Consider the following 24,924-nt stretch of genomic DNA (forward strand, 5'->3'; position numbering starts at 1 on the left):
ATGTTCAAACATTCAGACAAAATTATTTTAAGCGCAGATATAGGCGGTTCACATGTAACCACAGGCCTGATTCATGTAGATACCCTGGAAGTCATTCCGGGTTCTATTAGGGAATCCAGACTTGACGCCAAGGCCGGCCCTGATATGATTTTAAATACCGGCCTGTTGCCCGCCTTTGATACCGCCATTCAGGCGATTGCGGACTTTAAAGAGTCGTATCAGCTGGCAGGACTCGCCATTGCGATTCCCGGACCCTTTGATTATCAAAGAGGGATATTCAGGCTCAGCGGACTGGATAAATATGGTAATTTATATGGTGTGGACTTTAAAAGGTTCTTATATGATAGATTACCGCTGGATCCGGCCTTGCCTGTATTCTTTAAAAATGATGCGGACTGTTTTGGCCTGGGTGCCTATGCGACGCATGTGGGAGAAGTGCGGGTGCAGGAACTGGAAGACCGGGCACTGGCCAGTGGCCTGGCTGTCAATAAAATGATCGGCATTACACTGGGAACCGGACTGGGAAGTGCTTTTGTAGAAGACGGGCAGACCCTGGAAGGCGGCAAAGAAGTGCCGGAGGGCGGTCATTTATATAATCAACAGCTGCAGTTTTCCATGAAAACAGCTGATTTTGAAAATGTGGATCTACAGGAAGGGCTCTTCTCTTATGGAATGAGTGAAGAGCTGATCTCTACCAGGGGGTTACTCCATTATGTCAATAACCGGGTTTTTGATGTAAAGACGGATACTGCAGAAAGTAAACTGCTTGAAAACGTTAAGGATCTGGCGGTTTTAGCCAGATCGGGCACCGATGCCCTGGGTGAGCATGACAAAGAAGCCGCTGCACTGGCAGTAGAAGCATTTAAAGTAATGGGTTTTGGTTTAGGTAGTTGTTTAAAGCCCTGGTTTGATAAATTCAAACCAGCCACTCTCGTGCTGGGCGGCGGTATAGCGGAAGCGTCAGATCTGTTTTTGCCTTCCTTAAAGCGGGCGATCGGGCAGCGTAGAAATCCGGCCGCTCAAACGGATGACCCGCCAGCGTTATCAGGCGCTGCAGACAGCGGAACGGCAGGTGAGCTGCCCATAAATATTGTTATATTAGATAAGCAGCAGATGCAGGTGACCCCATTAATAGGTGCCGCCTATGCGCTAAAACAATCTCTGGAAAATAATGTAGCTGGCTCCCTGAGCGCTTTGGATAAAATGCAGGGTCTGGATGTACTGGATACTCAGTGGCGCGGTACCCATCAATCATTACTCCCTAAAAGAATAGATGAAGGACTCCAGGATGCAGTGGATAGCGGGAAGTATAATATCTTCCCTTTCCATAACATCGGTAAGGCTAAGATTAAATCCGGTTTTGAAGGGCTGGCCCGGCAATTACTTACCATGAGCAGGAATCTACCGGTGAAGGCCATTGCCCTGGACGGTTACAGCGCAGTAGACTGGGCGGCCATGCAGGCAGGGCTGTCTGTTACTTTTAAGGCTTTAGGGTTATCTGTGCTTTGGATGGATATGGCATCCTTTGCCAGAGCTTCGCAGCAGATTGAAAGGCTGATAGAGCCTTATATTGGGAAGCCCGGCTCGGTCTGGGGTACCAAAACAGAACTCCATCTGACTGATTTATTTGATCATGGACACATTAAAACAAGCCTGACACCTAAACACATCCAGGCCTTTAACAGCGACCTGGTTATTTTTTACGGTCCCGGGGCAGGCCTTGCCATGCCCGATATACCGGTAGCCTACGTGGAACTTCCTAAAAATGAGATCCAGTACCGGATGCGGGCGGGCAGGGCAGACAATCTGCTGACGAGTCTGAGGCCGGGTTATGCTGATCAGTACAAGCGGGCTTATTTTGTGGACTGGCCCATGCTGGATGATTACAGGCAGCGTATAGCGCCTTTCATTAAAGTCAGTATCGACGCTCAGTGGCGCACAGATATAAACTGGATCCTACAGGAAGACCTTACAGCGGCACTCCAACAATTGTCCCAGGCTCCCCTTCGCGTGCGTCCCTGGTTTGCACCGGGCGCCTGGGGCGGAGACTGGATGAAAACAAATTTTAAACAACTGAGCCCCATGGAAGTAAACTATGCCTGGTCTTTTGAGCTGATTGTACCCGAAAACGGTATTGTCCTGGAAAGCGACGGGCTGTTACTTGAAATTCCTTTTGATTTGCTGATGTTCAGTCATCCGGGTGATATACTGGGAGAAGACCAGCAGTATTTCGGGCATTATTTCCCGATCCGTTTTGATTTTCTGGACACTTTTAACGGCGGGAATTTATCCATTCAGTGCCATCCCTCTTTGCCTTATATCAAAGAACATTTCGGAGAAATGATCACCCAGGATGAGACCTATTACATCCTGGACGCCCAGCCGGGAGCAGGTGTCTATCTGGGCTTTCAGGAAGGCATAGAGCCCGAATCATTTAAGGCTGCCCTGGAACTAAGCCAGCAGGAAAATAAAGCACTTGACATCGAGCAGTACGTACAGCTGCTGCCTGCAAAAAAACATGATTTGTTTTTAATACCCAATCAGACCATCCATAGTGCCGGGGTCAACAATCTGGTGCTGGAAATCAGCGCCACCCCTTATATTTTCACCTTTAAAATGTATGACTGGGTAAGACCTGATCTGAATGGAAAGCCAAGGCCCATCAATATTGAACACGCCTTCCATAATCTGGATTTTTCCAGAAAAGGAGAGGCGGTTCAGGAAGAGCTGGTCAGCATACCCGAACTGATTGACTCAGGCAAGGATTATGAGCTCTGGGATTTACCAACGCATCCGGAACATTTTTACGGGATTCACCGACTGGAATTTTTATCGGTAATGGAGGCTTCGCAGGCGCTATCCGGCAAGTGTAAGATTTTAATGGTGGTAGAAGGTCCGGGGGTGATACTGGAACTGCCAGATGGCAGCCGCAGTTTTTATAGCTACGCCGAGACTTTTATTATTCCGGCTGCCGTCACCGGCTACCGGTTGATACATCCTGAGGCCGCCACTGACAACAAAGACAACCATCAGCCGGTACGAGAGACCCCTGACGCTCAGCCGGACACGAAGCGGGTGAAAGTCGTTCAGGCCTTTATCAGGTAACCTTGTTTCCCACTAGGATTTGCAACCATTATTTTTTAACAATCACATATGACTCATTCACAAAATAAGGCGGACCAGTCAGGCTTTAAATACCTGATTTTAATCTGCGGGATTGCCGCCATTGGTGGTTTTTTATTCGGTTTTGATACCGCTGTGATATCCGGCGTGGTAGGTTTTGTAAAATCAGAGTATGGCATGAGTGCAGCTAAAGAGGGCTGGTTTGTCAGCGTAGCCCTGCTCGGCTGCATCATCGGCGTTGCGGCTGCCGGTAAACTCAGTGACAGTTATGGCAGAAAAAAAGTGCTCCTGCTTTCTGCTTTGTTATTTACGGTGTCCGCCATTGGTTGTTGCCTGGTAGTGCCGGAGTCCCTGTTAATTGGTTTCAGATTTATCGGCGGACTTGGAATCGGTGTAGCCTCCATGGTCTCTCCTTTGTACATAACAGAGTTTGCGCCGCCAAGGCTCAGAGGCAGGCTGGTAGCCATTTATCAACTGGCGATTACCCTGGGTATTTTGGCTGCCTATTTTTCCAATGCCTGGCTGCTGGGTTTATCCACAGGTCCTGCCGGAAGCCTTCACGGCAGCTTCTGGCAGTGGATCATCCATGATCATGTCTGGCGCAGTATGCTCGGTATGGGCGTGTTGCCGGCTATTATTTTTATGGGGAGCCTGCTGTTTATTCCGGAGTCTCCCAGATGGCTGATGACTAATGGCCGCGCCACGCAGGCCAGTAAATGGGTCCATAAAGTCAATACGCCGATGGCAGCAGAAATCGAGCTGGCGGCCATCAGAACTGCGGTTCATGGGCCGGAGGATAAAAAGAATAAAAAGGGTTTAAAAGAACTGACAACGCCGCTATACAGAACGGCGCTTATCATCGGACTGCTACTGCCTGCGCTGTCGCAGTTCTCCGGTATTAATGCAGTGATTTATTATGGCCCCAGGATCTTGGACGCTGCCGGGTTTAGCCTCGGCGGAGCTTTTGGCGGCCAGGTCTCCATTGGGATCATCAATATGCTGTTCACTTTTGTCGCTATTTTTACGGTTGACAAATGGGGCCGGCGTCCTTTACTATTAGTTGGGACTTCTATCGCCTGCCTGGCCCTTGTTGTTATTGGCTTTTTATTTTTTAAGGGCGTTACGCAAGGACCCTGGATTTTACTTTTTATCCTGCTCTATATAGCCTGCTTTGCTTTTTCCTTCGGACCGGTTTGCTGGATCATTGTAGGGGAAATTTTCCCGACGCATATCAGAGGGCGGGCCATGGGGCTTGCCACCTTGTCTTTATGGGTGGCTAATTTTTTTGTGGGCTGGCTGACTCCCGTTTTATTGGACCGGGTTGGTCCGGCTGGCACTTTCTGGATCTTTGCCGTTCTGTGTGCGCCTACCATCTGGCTGACCATTGAGTTAATCCCGGAAACCAAGGGACATAACCTGGAAGAAATCACCCTGTACTGGGAACAAAGAGCGCATAAAAAATAAAGGTTGCATCCTCAAACATTAATCAGAAAATCATGCTACAGCAACACACAATAAATGATTGGCAAATGACCAGGCGTCATACATTTAAAAACCATCTACGGCCCTTTCAGAAACTAGGCTATCTCTTGTGCGGCGTTATGCTGCTGCTGGGCAGTACAGCGACCGGTTGTTTTGCGCAAAAAGCGAAGGAGCAGGACTCCGCGTTTTCTTTTGTAAAACCTGCCATCGGATCTGCCCAGAGCAGGTGGTTTTTCTTTACGCCCGCGGCGGTGCCGCAAGGCATGGCAAAACTCGCGGCCTCTACCAACGGGCATTATGGGAACGCCTCCGGGTGGGAAGCGGTAGGATATGATCCCAGAGATAAAACCATTGAAGGATTTGTGCTCTTTCATGAGTGGCAGTTAGGCGGAGCCATGCTCACTGCGACCAATGGAGATTTATTGACAAGGGTAGGGGATAGTGCTGATCAGGTAAAAAAGGGATTCCGGTCACATTTTGACCCGAAGACCCAGCGGGCTGAACCGGGTTATTATAAGGTACTACTGAAAGACTACAATATTAAAGCCGAGCTGACGGCAACTAAGCATGTAGGCTTTTTAAGATTCAGCTTTCCCCAAAAAGCACCTAAAAACGACGCTCATAACAGGCCGGGCAATCGTATATTGCTACTCATGGGACAAAAATGGGGCGAAAGCGGGGAGGTTCAGGCCGCCAGTGTCCATATGACTGATGCCACCCATTTTGAAGGTTACGTCCGGACGTCTCCTAAATACGTGGAAATTTTTGATCCCGGAGGAGCAGTGCAGATGTATATCTACGGGAGCTTAAGTAAGGCACCTCAGTCCGTGGGTAGTTTTAACCGTACGCGTGTGAACCAGGCGGATAACCGCTTTCAAGCCAGCGACAGCGGGCAGGGGGCCGGACTATATTTTAACTACCCGGACGACCAGTACGCAGAGGGCCCTGTTGAAGTAAAAGTGGGACTTTCTTATACCAGTATAGCAAACGCTAAAAATAACCTGGCGGCCGAAGCCGGCTCTTTAGATTTTAATCAGGCCAGAGATCAGGCTTTCAGTATTTGGAGAACCGCTCTTGGTAAAATTAAAGTTTCAGGAGGTACCCAGGCCCTTAAAGAAAAATTTTATACGGGGCTTTATCACGCTCTTCTCGGCAGAGGGGTGGTCAGTGATGTGAATGGAGATTATCCCTTAGCCTATAACCAGCAGGGCGGAGGCTCCGGTCATATTTTGCCACAAAAGGGAATAAAAAACAATTTACCCTTTCAGATGTTGAATACAGATGCTATCTGGGGTGGTTATTGGAACCTGACGCAGCTCTGGAGTCTCGTTTATCCCAGTTATTTAACGGATTTTGTTTATACCCAGCTGGAGATGTATAAAAACAGAGGCTGGTTTTCTGATGGCCTGGTAAATAGTCAATACGCATCCGGAGTAGGAACTAATTTTGTAGGATTAGTCCTGGCATCTGCCTATCAGATGGGCTTTTTCAAGGATGCAGATGAGAAAACAAAAGAAACGGTCTATGCGGCAGTCCGTAAAAATGTGCTGGGGACTAAAGATAAGGCAGGTCAGAGGCCGGTAGGTGCCGGCAAAAGTGATCTGGCGGCTTTTGTCAAAAGAGGCTATGTACCTTATATCGACCAGCAAGGCTCTACCGAGGAGGGCTCAAATTTTTCCGCCTCACATACCCTTGAGTATTGTTTTGGCGCTTATGCAGCTGCCCAGCTGGCAGAGCGTATGGGCAAGACAGCTGATCAGCAGCTTTTTAATCATTATGCAAAGGGCTGGCACCATATTTTTGACAGCAGCCTCGGACTGATCAGACCTAAGGATACGGCCGGGCATTTTATTGATCATTACGATCCCTATGAACCCTGGAGAGGATTTCAGGAAGGCAACGGGATGCAGTACTCCTTTTTTGTTCCCTGGGATCCGGCAGGTCTGGTGGAGGCGGTAGGTAAAGACAGCTTTAATACACGTTTACAGTCCATATTTACCACTGCAGTGGATCAGGGTTTTGGAGGCGGAAAGCAGGTGGATGCCTTCTCCGGTGTTAAAGCCGCCTATAATCAGGGCAATCAGCCGGATATGCAAATGAGCTGGCTCTTTAACTTCTCGGCACAGCCCTGGCGGACGCAGTACTGGACCAGAAAGATTGTGGAGGATTTTTACGGGACGCAGCTGGTGCACGGCTACGGCTACGGACAGGATGAAGACCAGGGCCAGCTGGGCAGCTGGCTGGTAATGACATCCTTGGGCCTTTTTGATGTGAAAGGGCTTACAGACAAGAGGCCGATCATAGAGCTGGGAAGTCCTGCTTTTACCCGCGCCGAAATTCAGCTTGGGAACGGAAAAAAGCTATTGATTGAAGCGCAAAACAACGGTGAACAAAATCCATATGTTCAATCGGTGACTTTTAACGGAAAGGCGATTGATCAGTGCTGGTTATACAGAGATCAGCTCCTGGAGGGTGGCACCCTGCATTTTGTAATGGGCAGTACTGCTAATAAAAACTGGGGTATCACCCATCTTCCTAAATAAAGGCACGTCCATTAAAACAGTTTAAGTCTAAATCATTCAAAATATCGAGTCATGATAAACTGCCGCTTAAGGCCCAAGCGTTTTTATGTGAAGGGTAAAGAGTGTTTGCTGGGTGTTTTAATAACGGGTATGTGGGTGAGTGGTATTCAGGGCCGCTTGTCCGCGCAAGTCATCGTCACTAAAGTAACGGATAACCGGCAGCTGGCGGGCGACTTATCCATGAAAACCCTCTGGAAAATAGCGGATAAAGACGGGTCATCAAAAGCAATGGCTCTGGCACCCGGCCATTACGAGGATTTTCTGAAGGCTGACTATGGCTGGGAAGATAAGTTTTACCTCGTAGGCTATTCAAAAGACTCAACGGACTGGCCATATGTTTTACCCGGACCGGATGATTCCTTCGGTGGAACCAGCGGGACGGCAGGAGTCAGAAATCCGGTATTAAATATCTTGTTTGGCTTAGATGGCAGCCGCGCTGATCCGGCCGGTTTAAAAAGTCAGCTGGTGATTGAACTGGTCGGCTATCAGGGGGACAAACCGGCTCATCTTGAAATAGGCATAAATGGCCATTTATTCAGCTGTCAGCTGCAAAAAGACACCCTGATCAATTTTGTGAAAGGTGACGCCGCATCTATAGCTGCTGCTAAAAAAGCGCATTTAGGCCGAACCATTCGGGTGTCTGCTACCGGATTATTAAAAAATGGTGGCAACGAGATAACGCTTACCTCTACGGCCGGCTCCTGGGTGGTGTTTGATCAGATAAGAATGGAGGTGGCGGGCTCTAAAAATGCTGAGACGCTGCTGAAGCGTCCCGCTCCAGGAAAAAGTTCGCTCTTTTTACGGGAGGTGCATCCTGCTGATTATGCCATCAGCCGGGACGAAAAGAAATTTCAGCCACTACTGGTGGATGTACAGCAGCTTACAGGAAGACCTGAACTTAGTGTAAAGCTGGATGGCCGGCAAATTTTTGAAAGAAAACTGGATACGGGCAGATTTGATTTGGAAGTGCCTATGGCCGCTGTCCGGCAAAAGACAAAAAGTACCTATGAAATCTACGCCGACGGCACGCTGGTGCAGTCGGGGAGCATTTTGCGTAGTCCGCAGCCTTTAATAACCCCTGCGGATTATATCAATACCAGGATGGGTACGGCGCATTCCAGGTGGATGATTGCTCCCGGCCCCTGGGCGCCGTTCAGTATGGTAAAGATCAGCCCGGATAATCAGAACGCAGGCTGGTCCAGCGGTTATGATCCTATTTATCATAGTATTGGCACTTTTAGTCATATACATGAATGGACCTTGTCCGGGCTGGGGACTTTCCCTACCAGCGGCCCTTTGAGACTTCAGGTCGGCAAGGCGGGTGGAGCCGGTGTTGCGGGTTCTGATTTAGGTTACCGGTCAAATTATGACCCCGTCTCAGAGAAAGCAGCCGTTAATTATTATAAGGTGCACCTGACTGACCATGATATTGAAGCTGAATTGACGGCCACCACCCGCTGTAGTTTCCAACGCTATACCTATCCCGGAGGGCAGGACAGCCGTATTATGATTGATTTAAAAACGCCGGCGGAGTATCATTATAATTTGAAAGAAGTCTATTTTAAAAAAGTCAGTGATTATAAAATAGTCGGTTATAGTCATCAGTTTGCGCCTCAGGTCTGGTCCAGCGATGCGGACCAGGACTATACCATCCATTTTGTCATGGAATTTGATCAGCCGATTGCAAAAATCGGCTACTGGAATGCGGATCATGTTATGACGGGGGACAGTGTCTTATTTGTCTCTGCTGAGTCTGCCGGTGCTTTTGTGGAGTTTGATACGCGTAATAATAAAACGGTTCAGGTAAGAACGGGGATCTCTTTGGTCAGCATTGAAAATGCAGAACAGAATCTTTCAACGGAAATCTCCGGGCCTTTTGGCTGGGATTTTAATCAGGTAAAGGCTCATGCACTGAATAGTTGGAATGATCTGGTCGGCAGGGTTAAAATAGAGTCAGATGACCGCAGGGAAAAGATGCGCTTTTATACGAACCTATACCGTGCCCTTTGCAGCAGAAATACCTGGAGTGATGTGAATGGCCAGTGGAGGGATGCCAGCGGGCAGGTACAGCAATTAAATGACGCTTCTGCCAGGGCACTGGGCTGTGACGCTTTTTGGAATACTTTCTGGAATCTGAACCAGTTATGGAACCTGGCTTTTCCGGAGTGGTCTTCCAGATGGGTGAAGTCGCAACTGGCCATGTATGATGCGGACGGCTGGCTGGCCAAAGGGCCTGCCGGCATGAACTACATACCGGTCATGGTAGCGGAGCATGAGATACCCTTAATTGTCAGTGCTTACCAGATGGGTGTCCGGGATTTTGATGCCCATAAAGCGCTCAGCGCTGCCGTTAAAATGCAGACGACGCCATCTCAGAAAGTGGGCAAATCCGGTTATGCCGGTAACAGGGATCTTACCGCTTATTTGCAGCATCATTATGTGCCCTCTGATAAAGGCCGGTTCTCTAATACACTGGAATATAGCTACGATGACTGGACCGTTAGTCAGCTGGCTAAGTCTCTGGGTGACAGTAGCGTTTACCACGACTTTAAAAGCAGAGGCAGCTGGTGGAAAAATGCCATAGATTCTGTCACCGGTTATGCCCGTTTAAAAGACGCCGCCGGTAAATGGATGGCGCCTTTTGATCCCTTCAGGTCCGGGGCAAATAGTCAGTACGTGGAAGGCAATAGCTGGCAACTGACCTATTATGTGCCACAGGATGTTCCCGGGTTAATCAAAACAATCGGACGAGACCGTTTTTTAGAAAGACTGCAGTGGGGCTTTAAAGAAAGTGAAAAGCTACGTTATAATGCACCGGGGGATCAGTACTGGGATTATCCTGTCATCCAGGGCAATGAGCAGTCGATGCATTTTGCCTATCTGTTTAACTGGGCCGGCAAGCCCTGGCTCACACAAAAATGGAGCCGTTCTATACTGGAAAGATATTACGGCTATGGCCTGGCCAATGCTTATCTGGGGGATGAGGATCAGGGACAGATGAGTGCGTGGTTTGTGATGACGGCCTTAGGCCTCTTTCAGATGGATGGCGGCAGTGCATCTAATCCCGTATATGAGATCGGCAGTCCTTTATATCCGGCGGTGACCATAGATCTGGGTGGTCGTTATAACAGGGGGCAAACTTTTAAGATTATTGCTAAAGGAGCCTCCAGAACCAATAAATATGTACAGTCAGCCCGTTTAAATGGTAATGTGCTTCACCGTTTTTATTTTCCGGCCACAGAGTTGCTCAAAGGGGGCGTGCTGGAACTTCAGATGGGCCCCCGGCCTAATTATAACTGGGGGGTTGGGGATTTGCCAAAAAGATAATAAACGGTACAGCTTATTGCAATAGATAAGGAAAGTATTGGATGAATTATATAATCAACAAACAGATAATTCCAAAAAATGAAGTCTAAAGGAAACAGTAAACCATTAAAAATCTGGCGCCTTATAACGCCCATGCTCGGCGTCGCCACCCTTGTACTCAGCAGCGGAGTGGTATTTGCCGGCAGGTCCGCCACCGGTTTTACAGCAGGGGGCATATCCGGTGTGGATGCAGGTCAGGATACTGCCGGTCCTGATCTTAAAATGGCTGTGCTAAGCGATCCCAGATTGGAAAAAGTAAAACATATGGCAGAGAAACTTATCTCTGAAGGCTTTACGGCAGGCAGCGGTTACGCAGAGGTCTGGATCAGAGATTTTAATACATTTATCCGGTTATCCTGCAAGGTCATGGCTAAGGATACGGTCAAAGAAAAGTTACTGTTGTTTTTTAAAATGCAGGGTACGGATGGAAATATAATAGATGGTTATACCCCCGCCTCTTCGGCCGGGGCAGGCTATGACTATATTTATAGTAAACTTGCACCAGAGCTGGCCGGCCATAAAAACACGGTAGAAACAGATCAGGAATCTTCTTTAATCCAGGCTGTTTATAAATATATCCGGCAGACAGGGGATGCCCGGATCCTTACGCAAAACATTGGAGGTAAATCGGTACTTGCCAGAATGGAAATGGCACTCAGGTACTTAATGAGTAGTCATTATAATAAAAAATACGGGTTACTATTCGGGGCTACTACGGCCGACTGGGGCGATGTTCAACCTGAATCGCCCTGGGGGGTAGTGGTAGACAGCAATAGCCATATGGCTATTGATATCTATGACAATGCCATGTTTTTAATAGCACTGAATAATTATATTGAGATGGCCCAAAACGATACGGACAATCTCCCAAGTGCTCAAAAAGCAGATGTCACCAAATGGATGAGGCTGAGAGACAGGTTTATACACCAGATCAGGGAAGTTTTATGGGATAGGCACAGACAGAAGTTTATCCCTCACATTTACTTACAGGGCAGTCCTTTTCCAAAGGACTTTGATGAAAATAGCATCTTATATTATGGAGGAACCGCCACGGCTATCCAGGCCGGACTGTTAAGTAAAGCGGAGGTAGCTGCTGTGAATGACCAGATGCTGGCAGGCGTTAAGGCGGCAGGCGCCGGTTCAATAGGGCTTACACTATACCCGCCCTATCCTGCAGGTTTTTTTAAAAATAAATCCATGTATCCATACGGATACCAGAATGGCGGGGACTGGACCTGGTTTGGAGCAAGGATGATTTTTGAATTAATAAACTACGGTCTGGTGCGTCAGGCCTATCAAGAGCTGAGCCCTATGCTTGACCGTGTTATTAAAAATAATGGATTTTATGAATGGTATACCCCGGACGGGAAGCCTTCCGGCTCAGGCCAGTTCAGAGGCTCAGCCGGCGTTTTGTATGACGCAATTGTCCGGCTGGAAGCCTGGGCCAATAAGAAGTCCTGATATGTATTGATTATTAAGGCTTCATGCAAAAACAAATATAATAGGCCTGAATGTGGGTTATAACCCACATTCAGGCCTATTATATTTTTCACCTTTACAATTTCTAGCCTGAGTGCCGATAGGCGTATCCATAACCCTTGGTTTCTTGATGATTTGCAATAAATGGATGATTAGATAATTATGAGCAATTCTTTGGAGCTTCGGATTTTAAATGTGGTGTATAGCCCACATTGTGCTATTTCTTTGCATACCCTGAAAGGCCTTTGGCATGAAAATCCGCCTGTTTGCCTTTAAATATGCCCTGTTTGCCACTTCCTGCTTTTAAATTCTGAATAAATTTTGCATTTTGCTACTTGTAATTTGAAGGACTTCTTATTTAATTGATTGGTTATAAAGAATGTATAATGAAAAAGACGCTTTTTTGTTTAAAATCATTTTTGGTAATTGTGGCGACCTGTAGTTTAATTTCCTGTGGAAAATCAGATGGATCCTGGACGGATCCTACTTCTGATCAGGGTTCGACGACTGGAACAACGACAGGAGACGGCTCTTCCTCAGCTACCACAAAGATTGACAGTACCTATACATCAGGCACTGCTGAAGGGTCTACTGAAACGGGGTATGATGAAGATGACCTGGTAGAATCCAGCTTTACCCTGGCCAGTACGGTAAAAATAGTTTACGGCTCAACCGTTACAGTTACGAATCCTTTGGCTGGAAATGGGGTTACAATAACGACCGATGGTAATAATGTAGTGATCAATGCGACAGTCGCAGGGGTTGCCTATGACGTTTCAGGAACAACCAGCAGTGGATCCCTAAAGATTTATAGTGATAAGAAATTTGAGCTGAACTTAAATGGTGCTTCTATCACCAGTACGGATCGTCCGGCCATTAATATCCAGTCCGGTAAAACGGCTTTTGTTGTATTACAACAAGGATCAACTAATTCATTAACCGATGCGGCCAGTTATACATCCCTGACAGACGGAGAAGATGCAAAAGGTGCATTTTTTAGTGAAGGTCAATTGGTCTTTAGCGGTTCCGGAGCACTGACTGTGAACGGTAATTATAAACATGGTATTGTCAGTGATGATTATATCAGAGTCAGAACCGGAACGCTGAATGTGACCAGTACCGTTAAAGATGCCATTCATACCAATGAAGGCTTTATAATGGATAATGGCACTTTAAACCTGAAATCTGCCGATGACGGAGTTCAGGTGGACGCAGGTTATGCGATCGTTAATGATGGCACGATCACCATTAACTCTACCGGCAAGGGAATTACTGCCGATAATGAGGACGAAGATCCTGAAGTGACCCCTTATGTAGTGATTAATGGAGGGAATATTTCGGTCACTGCAAAAGACGAGGGCATAGAAAGTAAAGGAGATCTGACCATTAATGCTGGGAATATTGTTTGCAACACGACGGATGACGGTATTAATGCCGCTGATAATATTTATATTAACGGAGGTAAGATCTTTGCCTATGCGACGGACAATGATGGCATTGACGCCAATGGATTACTGACTATTACAGGTGGGGTAGTTGTCGCAGCAGGCGCCAGACAGCCTGAAGCCAGTTTTGACTGTGACGCCAGAACCTTTAAGATTACAGGAGGCATGATTGTAGGAGTAGCGGGTGCTACCAGCGGACCCACCGCCTCTGCCAGTACCGTTAATTCCGTTATCTTAGGTAGCGGCACCAGCGGTCAGATCATCCATATTGAAGATACGGATGGGAATGAAGTCATGACTTTTAAGGCGCCGGAAGCATTCAGTACCTTGATATATGCCAGTTCTAAACTGAAATCCAGTACCAGCTACAAAATATATACGGGCGGAAGCGTGGCATCGGGAACAGATTTTAATGGCCTTTATATGAGTGGTACTTATTCGGGAGGTACTAATGCAGGATCGTTTACGACTTCCAGTACGGTCACTCAGGTAGGAGGCAGCATTAGCCGCGGATAAAGCGGGCAACGGCATTAGTGCCATTCACAAGCAAATAGGTTTGGAATAATAATATTGAACCGGAGGGTTGGTTGCGTTAGGTTGTTGAATGTTCTCAAATCACTCCGGTTCTATGGATTATAAAAAGAAGAGGATAACTACACTAAACTCAAAATGATTTCCTCTACTGCCTGTCCGGTAAAGTAATAACAAAGGGTAATGCCCGGTTTTTACTTTACCGGGCAGGTTTTTTTGAGCAGTAGTGGGAGAAAACTGCACCTGATTTTAGGGATTTTTTATCCCTAAAACCTGCTTAAGGTTAAGCAAAACGGAAGGTCGATTTTATCCTTCGGTCGAAGGAAAGCCAATTTTACTTTTAAAAAATAAACATAATCTATTGATTATTATAGTTGTTTTGCTTGTCCGGCTTTTGTCCGGCCTGTAGAGGATCTTTTTATATAAATGCAGAATATATTTGTTGTCCAAAATTGAGGTATAGGTAAACACAGTAGGCCGCAATTAAGATTTAACCCTGTAGCATTATTGCTATTCTAACTGCTTATATTTTTTAAAAGTCTTATAGTTTACGTGATTACCTTTTCTCCTCGATTGTACTCCGCTTGTCTCAGATGGATTGTACGCCAAAGCGTTGCTTAAAAAAAATCCTGCATTAGGATGGAAATTTCAAGTATATAATTATTATATGTAATTAGTAAACTACTTTTTATTAACACCTTATATGAATGCTCTCCTTTACCACCTTCTTGTTTTTCGTAAAGGAAGAGAGGGATAACTGTGAGTCGCCAGCCGGGCAATTCCCTAAGGGTGACGATATTTTTATGTCCTGTCAGGTAATGATATATATCCATTGTATCCGTATAATGAACGCTTATGGCGCTGCTGAAGGACTCGCCATAGACGACTTAATACTTCAGTTTTTGAATTTATGGGCCAGGCAAAAGGGGCACAACCCGGATGATTGCGGACTGAATAAAATCCGTTTAAGAGGCTGAATGTTGGATTGTTTTTAACTTAAATAGCGTTAAATCAATTAGATACGTATTTGTCCGCTTTTTGTCTGCCCGGAATTTGCGGATTGCTTATTTCCTTAAATAGTTTTGACTACCCACTGAGGTTTTAGAAGCTGCACTTTCTTTAACCTTACTGCACTGAAGATACCGTGCGAACTGCTTATGAATTTTTTATTGAAAAACCGCGGCTTAGAACCTACACCGGTTTTGTATGTAAACCAATTATTGTAATAAAAATGAAAATTATGAAACCAATTTTACTGTTTATTTTGGGCTTATGCTGCAGCCTCTGCACCTGTGTCCAGGCACAAACGGTTTATTATGTAAAAACTTTATCGAGCGGGTTGACGGGTACGAGCTGGTCAGACGCATTAGGTAACCTGCAGGACGCCATTAATATGGCCGCAGCCGGCGATCAGATCTGGGTGGCAAAAGGTAGTTATTATGGGAATAATGGATCCGGTTATGGGGTAGTACTCAAAGAAGGAGTATCGATTTATGGAGGATTTCTAGGCACTGAATCCCAGCTCTCTGACAGGGATCCGGCAACGAATGTTACAAGTATTATCGGGGATTACGCGACAGGGTTTATCGCACTGCAGGCAACAAATTTCAATCTGGGCCTTGCAACGCAGATAGATGGGTTGACTATTAGCGGTAATACTTCACTGAGATTAAGGGGGATTTTCTTAAGTAATGTTCCCTCCAGTCTGAAAATAAATAATTGCATTATTAAAGATTTTTTTCCAATAATTCCTGCAAATGATGGATTGAACGGATATGGCGGTGGAATATATATGAATAACAGTTCTCCCGTGATAACCAACTGTAGTTTTTCGAATAATAAGTCCGGTGGGAATTACGGAGGTGCTGTTTATATTCTGGGTGGGAATCCTGAATTTATAAATTGTTCGTTTTTGGGAAATAACGGAGCCACAGGCGGAGGAGCCGTTTACAGTAACGGGGCCAGTGCCATCTACACTCATTGTATTTTTAAAGAAAATACATTATCATCACTGAATTCTAATTATGGAGGTGCGCTTTACCTTACCGGGGGGAGCTCCGTAATAGACAATTGCCTTTTTACCGGCAATACTGCAGGAAATGGCGGCGCTGCTTTATATGTCTTCCAGAGCGAATTATCCATTCAAAATTGTACGATTACAAATAATGAGGCAGCTAATGCAACCGGAGGCGGGGCTATCATGTATTCGACCACGGATGGCAGCCAGATTTCCATTGCTAATTCCATCATCTGGAATAATCCCTCAACCTATGCTGATCAATCGCTGGGACTTCCAGAAATTCAGGACAGGTCTATTGATGGTTCTTCGACCGCGCCGGTCGCTGCCAGCTCCATTATAAAAAATGGCCAGTTCAGCAGCCTTAACCTGGCACCGGTTTTTGTGGACGGGGCCAGTGGTGATTTTCATCTGGCGGCAAACAGTCCGGGTATCGACGCGGGCGACAATTCCTTACTGGATGCTACACTGGATGCAACGGATCTTGCCGGTAACATGCGCATCGTCAATGGAAACGTTGATCTGGGGGCTTATGAATCTGTGACCAACCTGATTCATAATAACGGGGACAATACCTTTAATGGTTTTAACGGTGCTTTGGATATCACAGGCAATGATTATGAAAATAATCTGACAAACACCTTTAAGTGGAAAATGGTTATTACGAACTCCACATCAGCGGTGCAGGAACTGGAAGTGGATCCTAATGATTTGGCGGCTTACAGCCTTTTGATGACGCAGATGGGAATTGCTTTTGATGCCACTCATTTTCAGGTAGCAGATCTAACCGTGATGCCGACACTGCTTTCTATAATCACCGGGGAAAGTGACTGGAGTACATTTAGTGGTGAGATCCTGATTACAAGAGTTGTCTATCCCGGACAGGTGCAGGCGGATTCCGTGGAGTCCAATAGTGAGTTAATTACCATTGCCAGTACACTGCCTGTGACCCTGAAGGATTTTACAGGTGTATTTCAGGAAGGAGCAGCCGCGCTCCAGTGGCATACGGCCATAGAAACGGGTTTTGATCATTTTGAATTAGAGAAAAGTACGAATGCAAAAAGCTTCACCAGGCTGACAGACGTGCAGGCTCAGGGCAGCAACAGTACATATACTTTACAGATGCCACAGACGGAACAAAAAGCTTATTACCGCTTAAAGCTGGTAAACAAGGACGGTACAAGCGCTTATTTTGAAAAACTCGTGGAAATTGTGGCGAGTAAGGACGGCGAAATAAAAGTTTATCCCAATCCGGCTACCACAGCGCTATTTATTAACTTACAACAGGGGGGCGTTTTACGTCTCTATGATGCAGCCGGAAGGCTGGTGCATACCGTTTGCTTAAAAGAAGGTCTGAATAAAGTTAATATCAGTAAGCTGAGCCGTGGTATTTATTTTGGACAAATCGAAGGCGGTCCAAGGTTTAAAGTTGTAAAGCAATAAAGAATCAATAAAACGACTTGATGATTAGCAAGACCAATGATGACTCATCATTGGTCTTGTCCTTTCCGGGACATCAGGCAGCGCGTGAGCAGAGCACTTTTATTATAAAATGGTAAAAGACAATCGTTTGCTTAAAATGGGCTTTCCGCCTTATTTAGAGGGGTTGTTAGAAATATATTGGTTAACATTGCCAGACATTTGATTTCGGGTGGTACTACTATTCCGAAAACCTCATTGATAGAAAGCATTCTTACTTATTTTTCTAAATCAATTTACAGTGAAGGCTAAATTATTGCTACCGCTTATTGTTTTCGCATCACTTTCCTTAAGTCTAAAAGCGCAGGATTTTCCCGGTGTGCGGGACCTGGTGAAAAGAAGAGTTCCCTGGCTGGATAAGTCCCTGGTCCTGAAACGGGCCACCTTTTCCGGGCAGTCAGACGCATTTACATTAAGCTCCCGCAACGGGAAACTGACAGTAGAGGCCACCGGTCCCAATGCGGCAGCCATGGGGGTTAGCTGGTATCTTAAGTATTATTGTCACCGCTCCATGAGTCATATGGGAGACAATCTAAGCGCAGTGGATCATTTGCCGGTCATTGAAACGCCTATACATAGACAAGGCCTTGCCGAGTACAGGTACGCTTTAAATTATTGTACCTATAATTATACCATGAGTTTTTATAACTGGGATGACTGGCAAAAAGAGCTGGATTATATGGCGCTGAACGGCGTTAATCTGATGCTGATCGCCAACGGACAGGAAGCGGTATGGGAAAAAGTACTGGAAGAGCTAGGATATACGCAAAATGAAATCGATGACTTTATTACCGGACCTGCTTTTAATGCCTGGTGGCTGATGGGTAATATTCAGGGCTGGGGCGGACCTATGAACAGACAAGAAATTGCTGCAAGGGCGCATCTGGTGCAACAAATGATAGGCAGAATGAAAGTGCTTGGGATCCAGCCTGTGATGCCGGCATTCTTTGGCATGGTCCCATCCTCATTAAAAAACAAATTTAAAGCACACATTGTGCCCCAGGGCAAATGGGGCGCTTTTGAAAGACCGGATATTTTAGATCCTTCCGACAGTTTGTTCACCCGCATCAGCCATTTGTTTTACGGGGCCACCAAAGAGCTCTACGGTAAGAATATCCGTTTTTTCTCTGGCGATCCTTTTCATGAAGGGGGTAAGCATGGGGATATTGATCTGAAGGATGCCGGCATCAGGATTCAGCAGGCCATGCAGGATGCTTTCCCCGGGGCGATCTGGGTACTGCAGGGCTGGCAGTCCAATCCCGATAAACATTTAATTGAAGGCGTAAATAAAAAGGATATCCTGATTCAGGAACTTTTCGGGGAGAATACAAAAAACTGGGAAGATCGAAAAGGATATGAGGGGACCCCTTTTATTTGGTGTACAGTCACCAATTTTGGAGAAAGACCGGGCATCAACGGGAAGCTTCAACGCTTTGCAGATGAAATCTACCGGGTGCGTCATAGCCCCTATGGTTCTCTATGTAGAGGAATAGGCATTATGCCGGAAGGTATCAATAATAATCCGGTGGTCTATGAGCTGATGCTGGAACTGGGATGGCATAAAGATAAGGTAGCTGTAGGAAGCTGGATAACCAATTATATTTATGCTCGTTACGGGAAAACGGACAGTGTGATGCAGCAGGCCTGGCAGTACTTGCTGGCCTCCGCCTATAGCAGTGAAACTGCCTATGCGGAAGGCCCCCCGGAAAATATATTATGTGCCCGCCCCGCCTTAAAGATTAAATCGGTCTCTTCCTGGGGGAGTGCCATTAAGAAATATGATCTCGTCGCATTTAAAAAGGCCGTAGCATTATATGTCAAAGCATGGCCTCTTTACAAAGATCATAAGACCTATAGAATTGATCTGATTAGTATGCTGATGCAGCAAATAGGGACAGCGGCAGATTCCTGCTATGCCGGCTTAATAAGTGCCTATTACGGGAGGAACCTGCCTTTGTTTAATCAACAGACAGGGCGGTTTTTGGGCTTATTGGACCAGGCTGATCAGCTTTTGTCAACGGAGCCGTTTTACCAGTTGTCAACCTATCAGCATCAGGCGCTAGCCTTAAACAGCGATCCCGTGACCGCTGAAAACAATCTGCGGAATCTTTTAATGCTGAACACCTACTGGGGTGGCAATGACCCAAATAATGATGATTTGCATGAGTATGCGTATAAAGAGTGGTCGCCCATGCTGCAAACATTTTATAAACCAAGGTGGGTAGCTTTCTTTGATAAATTAAAGACGGATTTACAGGATGGGAAATCAGACAGTGCGACGCTTACACCTGTTTCTTATTTTAAATGGGACAGAAACTGGGTCCAGGAAACGCTTACAAAAATAATGCAGGCGCCCGGCTCAAATAAGAACGTAGCTACGGACTCCTCAGCGCTGGGAGCTTTGGCAAAAAAGATAATTAAGGAGCTGTAAAATTAATGAAGGAATATTTTTATGAACCGACAAATGATGATATCAACAAAGATTAAGAACAGAAAACCTAAAGCCCGCGGACTCTTTAATATGCATGGCCGAAATAGCACGTTCAGGATTTTACCGCTTATAGGTCTGTTTTTATTGGGCAGGGCGGCGGCTCAAAATGCAGCAAATCCTGTGAACCTGGTAAATAATAACGATATAGCGGTGAATGCAGGGTTTGCAGACCCGGATATTCGCTATCCGGCCTATTTTAAAAACACGGCTACCTATAACAAGGATTATGGGGAATTAACAGGCATACTGAATCTGGCAAAGACTTATCAAATAACCGGATGGCAGGGAGAACGGGTCTTTATGCAACTACTGATACAGGCAAATGAACCGGTGAACGGCTGTAGCGTCATAGCGCAGGATTTACAAAGCATGGCTAAAGAAGGGACGTCAAAAGCTGGCACCGTGCAGAAATCCGTGGATAAAACGATAAAAGCCAGCTATGTCAAGGCTGGGTTTGTAGGCTATGTGCTGTCTAATGGGATAGGTGCTTCAGGCAGCGGCTGCGGCATTGATACGGCTACGCAGCACTTGTCTTATGTTATGGCGGACCGTATTGGAAAAGCAGCTATCAACGCTATTGGCAGCGGTAAAAACCAGCCGGTCTGGGTAGGGGTTCAGATCCCTGAAAATGCAACGCCGGGCTTGTATAAAGGAACTTTGAGGATGGTGTACCAGCCAGCCGGTGGCAAAAAAAGAGAGGAGCTGTTCCATTATCAATTGGAGGTAAAAAATCACAGGCTCCCAGCCGCCAGTCAATGGAAATTTCATCTGGACCTCTGGCAATATCCCATGGCTGTTGCCAGGTGGTATCAGGTGGAGCCCTGGTCTAAAGCACACTTTGAAAAAATGCGCCCTTATATGCAGTGGCTGGCCCGTGCCGGACAGAAGGTCATTACAGCGGGTATCATCCATGATCCCTGGAACGGTCAGACCTACGACGCCTATCCATCCATGGTAAAATGGACCAGACATAAGGACGGTAGCTGGAGTTATGATTACCGGATTTTTGATAAGTGGGTTCAGTTTATGATGGATATGGGCATTAATCAGCAGATTAATTGTTATTCCATGGTGCCCTGGCACAATACCTTTACTTATTTTGACGAGGCTACGGGTACAGATAAAAAACTGGTGGCTACTCCCGGAACACCTGAGTACAATAGTTTCTGGAAAAACATGCTGGAAGACTTTGCCCGCCATCTGACGGCTAAAGGCTGGTTTGATAAGACCTGTATTGCCATGGACGAGCGCCCGCTGGAAGCCATGCAAAAAGTTATCAGCCTGATCAAAGGGCTTCCCCATCCCTTTAAATTGTCTCTGGCCGGCAGCTATCATAAAGAACTGGACAAGGAGATTTATGACTATAGCATTACCACCAGAGAGTCCTATGATCAGGAAGTGCTGCATAGAAGGCTGGCGGCAGGTCTGCCCACCACTTATTATACCTGCTGTAGTGAAGACCACCCCAACACCTTTAGCTTTTCTCCACCTGCAGAGGCGGCATTTATACCGCTACTGTCCGCCTCCAGGCAGCTTACCGGCTATCTGAGGTGGGCCTATAACGCATGGCCGGAAAACCCTTTAACCGACAGCCGTTTTGGCAGCTGGTCCTCGGGGGATACTTATCTGGTTTATCCGGGCCCGCAAAGCGCTGTGCGCTTTGAACAACTGATCCGGGGTATCCAGGATTTTGAAAAGATTCGGCTGTTGAAAGAAAGCTTTAAGGCGGCCCATAATGAGCAGGTCTTAGAAAACCTGGAAAAGGTTTTATCGCAGTGCACGGTAGAAAATTTAAAAAAGCAGGGCGCGAAGGCGCTCGTTCAGGCCGTGGAAACAACGATTAATCAGTATTAGCCCGGCAGTGAATAATAGATACCCATAAAGGCGTTTGCCGGACCCGGCCGGTAGCCGCCTTTATGGGTATTGTATCACCATCACCAGCCTGTAATGGTAGCGCTATGATCCCTGAAGAACGCTTTTTTAATGCGAGGCATTACATAGCCGCTTTTTCCAGTTCTTTGTGGAAAAGATCCGCCCCCAGCTTCATTCGTTTGTCATAATTGCTATCAGCCACTGCTCCGGCCAGATAGCGAAGCTGGTCTTTGCCGTCGGTGGCTGCCTGATATATGACGGCTGTTACGAGGTCTACGGGCTGAAATTTACGGACCATTTCTTCCATCAGATAGCCATTGGTAAATTTATTAAAACCTGCTTCATAATCCGGGTGGACCGCGGTTATAATGGCGTTGCCAAAATCCGTTTGTGTAGGTCCCGGCAGGATGGTTTTAATCTGTATGCCAAAAGGTTTTAACTCAAAGGCCATGCTCTCTGTCCATCCTTCAACCGCCCATTTTGTGGCGTGATACAGGGAGAAATACGGATAGGCCATAAAGCCGCCTTCTGAGGAGATGCTGATCAGTACACCGCTCTGCCGCTCTCTGAAATGAGGGAGAAAGGCACGGGTAACACGGATAACCCCCAGAACATTCGTATCCAAAATACGTTGCATGTCCTGGTCGGTAGTGCCTTCAAGCGCACCTACAATACCGAAGGCTGCATTGTTTACAACGACGTCTATGGGCCTCAAGGCGATAGCCTTTTGCACCGTGGTCAGAATTTGTTCCGGGCTAGTGACATCCAGGGGCAAAACCGTTACATTTTCCAGTCCTGTCAGTTCCGTTTCCTTTTCAGGATGACGCATTGTAGCGATTACATGCCAGCCTTTTGCCTGAAAAAAACGGGCAGTTGCCTTCCCTATTCCTGAAGAAGCACCCGTTATAAAAATTGTCTTTGCCATTACGCTGATTTTTTTTGTTGACACAAAATTAGACCCCGGTAAACGGCAGGCATAACAAGCTTCAAAGGGATTACTACAAAATTCAATCAACCGGCGCGGTATTGCAAAGGCGTGACGGTAAGCTTCTTTTTAAAAAAATTATGGAAATGGGTGCTTTGCTTAAAGCCTAACTCGAAGGCAATCTCTGAGATATCCTTCCCGGTATGTTTCAATAAGGATTTTGCTTCAGTCAGGATGCGGTCCTGGATGATTTCGGTGGTAGACTTATGTAGGGTTTCCTTTAAAGCCTTATTGAGATGATTTACATGCACCGCCAGGTTTTCAGCGTAGTCAGCGGGCGTTCGAAGTTGCAGGGAATCGCCCGCTGAAAACTGGCTTTCAAGTAGTTCCATAAACTGCGTGGTGATCTTCCCGGCGGCATTAATCGGGGATGGCGGTGCCAGTATGGCGGGCTGCAGCTTTTCTGCTTTAAATAATAATTCAAAAACCAGCACCCTCATTTTATCGAACTTATGTGGGTCGTCCAGCTGCCAGGTGTCGAGCATCTGTTCAAATAAGCGGCTGGCTATTATAGCCTGATGATCGGATATATTAATGACCGGCAACCCTCCTGGCTGAAATACCGTATAACGCCCGGGATCTCCAAAATGATGAAAAAAGCTCTCCGTAAATAAACAGAAAAATCCGTGTTGCGCGCTGCCAAGGGCCTCCCAGCTATAGGGAACGCTGGAGTTGGTAAATAACAGCGCCTGTTTGTCTATGGCGTAGGTGGTATCCGCGTACTGCACCTCGTATTTTCCATAGATAAGCCCGATTTTAAGATAGTTCCTATACTGAAAGGCAATGGGTTTGATCATACAGCTGGCATAGTCATTAAAGGAGAAAACGTCAAAGTGTCCGATCTGATTCCAGAGCTCCGGAACAGCCGCGTCTAGCTGCGTCTTGTAAAACTGTTCTAATGACTGGACTTTGTTCATCTGATAAAGATACTAAAACTTAACGGACGGCCCCCTTTTTTGACGGCCCCCTGAAAGTCCTGAAGACAGGCTTTACAAGGGCCACCCTTACGATTTAATTAAAACTGGCCCTGAATTGTAAGGGAGATTGCCGGGTCTTTGTTTTAAAAAGCTTATGAAAGGACTGAACATGTTCAAAGCCTAATTCATAAGCAATTTCACTGACGGAAAGAGCGGTCGTGGATAATTGCAGCTTGGCTTTTTCGATGAGCTTTTCATGGATATGTTCCTGCGTGCTTTTGCCGGTCAGTGTTTTTAATAGCCCGCTTAGATAGCCTGCGGAGATATGCAGACTGTCAGCAATAAACTGTACGGAAGGTAATCCCTTGGTGGCTGCTGCGTCTGAATTAAAATAATTTTCCAGTAAGCTGTTCAGCTTATCTAACATTTGGTGACTGGATATCTTTCGGGTAATAAACTGCCTTTCGTAAAACCTTCTGGAATAGTTCAGCAGGGTTTCTATCTGCGACAGGATAATATCCTGGCTGAACTTGTCGATATTGGAGTGATATTCTTGCTGAATGTTCTGGATGAGCCCGTTCAGCACTTCTTCTTCCTTGGGAGATAGAAATAAGGCTTCGTTGGAACTGTAATCAAAGAAGTCGTACTCGTGGATGGTCTTAGCCAGGGGGCTATTCCAGAGAAAATCCGGATGAAAATACAGTATCCAGCCGGAACGATTGGCTGGCGGCGTAGAGGAGGGCAGAGAACGCAGGATCTGATTAGGCGCTAAAAAGAACATAACGCCTTCGTTAAAATCATAGGTCTGCTGACCGTATCCAAGCGTCGGAACGCCTCTTTTGACCGCAATGGAATAAAACTCCTGCAGGACAGCTCCGCTCTTATCTGTTTTCATCTGAGCGTAATCCACTACACTGATGAGCGGATGCTCCGGCTGAGGAAGCCCTCTGAGCCGGTGCAGCTCACTGATAGATTTAATCCTCAATATACCCCCGTCCCTGGCCCTGGTTGCGGCCTTGCCGCTGGGGACGATTTTTCCTTTAGGGTCATTTGCTTGTGCCATTTGTCAAAGTTATTATTTTTTGTCATGCCCGCTCAGACGAGCCTGCCTGCTTACCCTAGGTAAAATCAGGCCGCCTGATAGTTTCCTGACAG

13 protein-coding genes are annotated in these 24,924 nt (G+C 46.4%); 10 read left to right on the plus strand and 3 right to left on the minus strand.

What is annotated here, in order from left to right:
• The 10 genes from BLU80_RS06790 to BLU80_RS06835 all read left to right on the plus strand — a co-directional run bounded on the left by BLU80_RS06790 (position 1) and on the right by BLU80_RS06835 (position 21,849).
• Complete coding sequence (locus BLU80_RS06790) at positions 1 to 3,105, plus strand: ROK family protein (protein WP_091395549.1); 3,105 nt, start codon at positions 1 to 3, stop codon at positions 3,103 to 3,105.
• Positions 3,106 to 3,153: 48 nt separating this feature from the next.
• Positions 3,154 to 4,587, plus strand: a complete 1,434-nt coding sequence (locus BLU80_RS06795; protein ID WP_091395552.1) for a sugar porter family MFS transporter — start codon at positions 3,154 to 3,156, stop codon at positions 4,585 to 4,587.
• Positions 4,588 to 4,619: 32 nt separating this feature from the next.
• Positions 4,620 to 7,148, plus strand: a complete 2,529-nt coding sequence (locus BLU80_RS06800; protein ID WP_244518789.1) for a GH92 family glycosyl hydrolase — start codon at positions 4,620 to 4,622, stop codon at positions 7,146 to 7,148.
• A gap of 51 nt (positions 7,149 to 7,199) precedes the next feature.
• Entirely contained in the window at positions 7,200 to 10,514 is a 3,315-nt protein-coding gene (locus BLU80_RS06805; protein WP_211481781.1) for a GH92 family glycosyl hydrolase, read from the plus strand.
• Positions 10,515 to 10,592: 78 nt separating this feature from the next.
• The gene (locus BLU80_RS06810) at positions 10,593 to 12,014 is read left to right on the plus strand and encodes a GH36-type glycosyl hydrolase domain-containing protein (RefSeq protein WP_091395555.1); all 1,422 of its coding nucleotides are present in this window, start codon (positions 10,593 to 10,595) and stop codon (positions 12,012 to 12,014) included.
• 404 nt (positions 12,015 to 12,418) lie between these two features.
• Complete coding sequence (locus BLU80_RS06815; RefSeq protein ID WP_091395558.1) at positions 12,419 to 13,993, plus strand: carbohydrate-binding domain-containing protein; 1,575 nt, start codon at positions 12,419 to 12,421, stop codon at positions 13,991 to 13,993.
• 722 nt (positions 13,994 to 14,715) lie between these two features.
• Positions 14,716 to 14,985, plus strand: a complete 270-nt coding sequence (locus BLU80_RS06820) for a hypothetical protein (protein WP_091395561.1) — start codon at positions 14,716 to 14,718, stop codon at positions 14,983 to 14,985.
• Positions 14,986 to 15,248: 263 nt separating this feature from the next.
• Positions 15,249 to 17,468 carry a T9SS type A sorting domain-containing protein gene (locus BLU80_RS06825; RefSeq protein ID WP_170831170.1) on the plus strand — a complete coding sequence of 740 codons (2,220 nt, stop codon included), beginning with the start codon at positions 15,249 to 15,251 and terminating at the stop codon, positions 17,466 to 17,468.
• Positions 17,469 to 17,745: 277 nt separating this feature from the next.
• The gene (locus tag BLU80_RS06830; protein WP_091395565.1) at positions 17,746 to 19,935 is read left to right on the plus strand and encodes an alpha-N-acetylglucosaminidase; all 2,190 of its coding nucleotides are present in this window, start codon (positions 17,746 to 17,748) and stop codon (positions 19,933 to 19,935) included.
• Between the two features lie 33 nt (positions 19,936 to 19,968).
• Positions 19,969 to 21,849, plus strand: a complete 1,881-nt coding sequence (locus BLU80_RS06835) for a DUF4091 domain-containing protein (protein WP_170831171.1) — start codon at positions 19,969 to 19,971, stop codon at positions 21,847 to 21,849.
• 139 nt (positions 21,850 to 21,988) lie between these two features.
• On the opposite strand, the gene BLU80_RS06840 is transcribed toward BLU80_RS06835, so the two are convergent.
• The 3 genes from BLU80_RS06840 to BLU80_RS06850 form a co-directional block, all read right to left on the minus strand.
• Entirely contained in the window at positions 21,989 to 22,792 is an 804-nt protein-coding gene (locus BLU80_RS06840; protein ID WP_091395860.1) for an SDR family oxidoreductase, read from the minus strand.
• Positions 22,793 to 22,878: 86 nt separating this feature from the next.
• Entirely contained in the window at positions 22,879 to 23,769 is an 891-nt protein-coding gene (locus tag BLU80_RS06845) for a helix-turn-helix domain-containing protein (protein ID WP_091395570.1), read from the minus strand.
• A 94-nt stretch (positions 23,770 to 23,863) separates the two neighbouring features.
• Positions 23,864 to 24,832, minus strand: a complete 969-nt coding sequence (locus BLU80_RS06850; RefSeq protein ID WP_091395573.1) for a helix-turn-helix domain-containing protein — start codon at positions 24,830 to 24,832, stop codon at positions 23,864 to 23,866.
• Between the last annotated feature and the right edge of the window lie 92 nt (positions 24,833 to 24,924).

The organism is Arachidicoccus rhizosphaerae, assembly GCF_900107765.1.
In the GTDB taxonomy this organism is placed as follows: Bacteria; Bacteroidota; Bacteroidia; order Chitinophagales; family Chitinophagaceae; genus Arachidicoccus; species Arachidicoccus rhizosphaerae.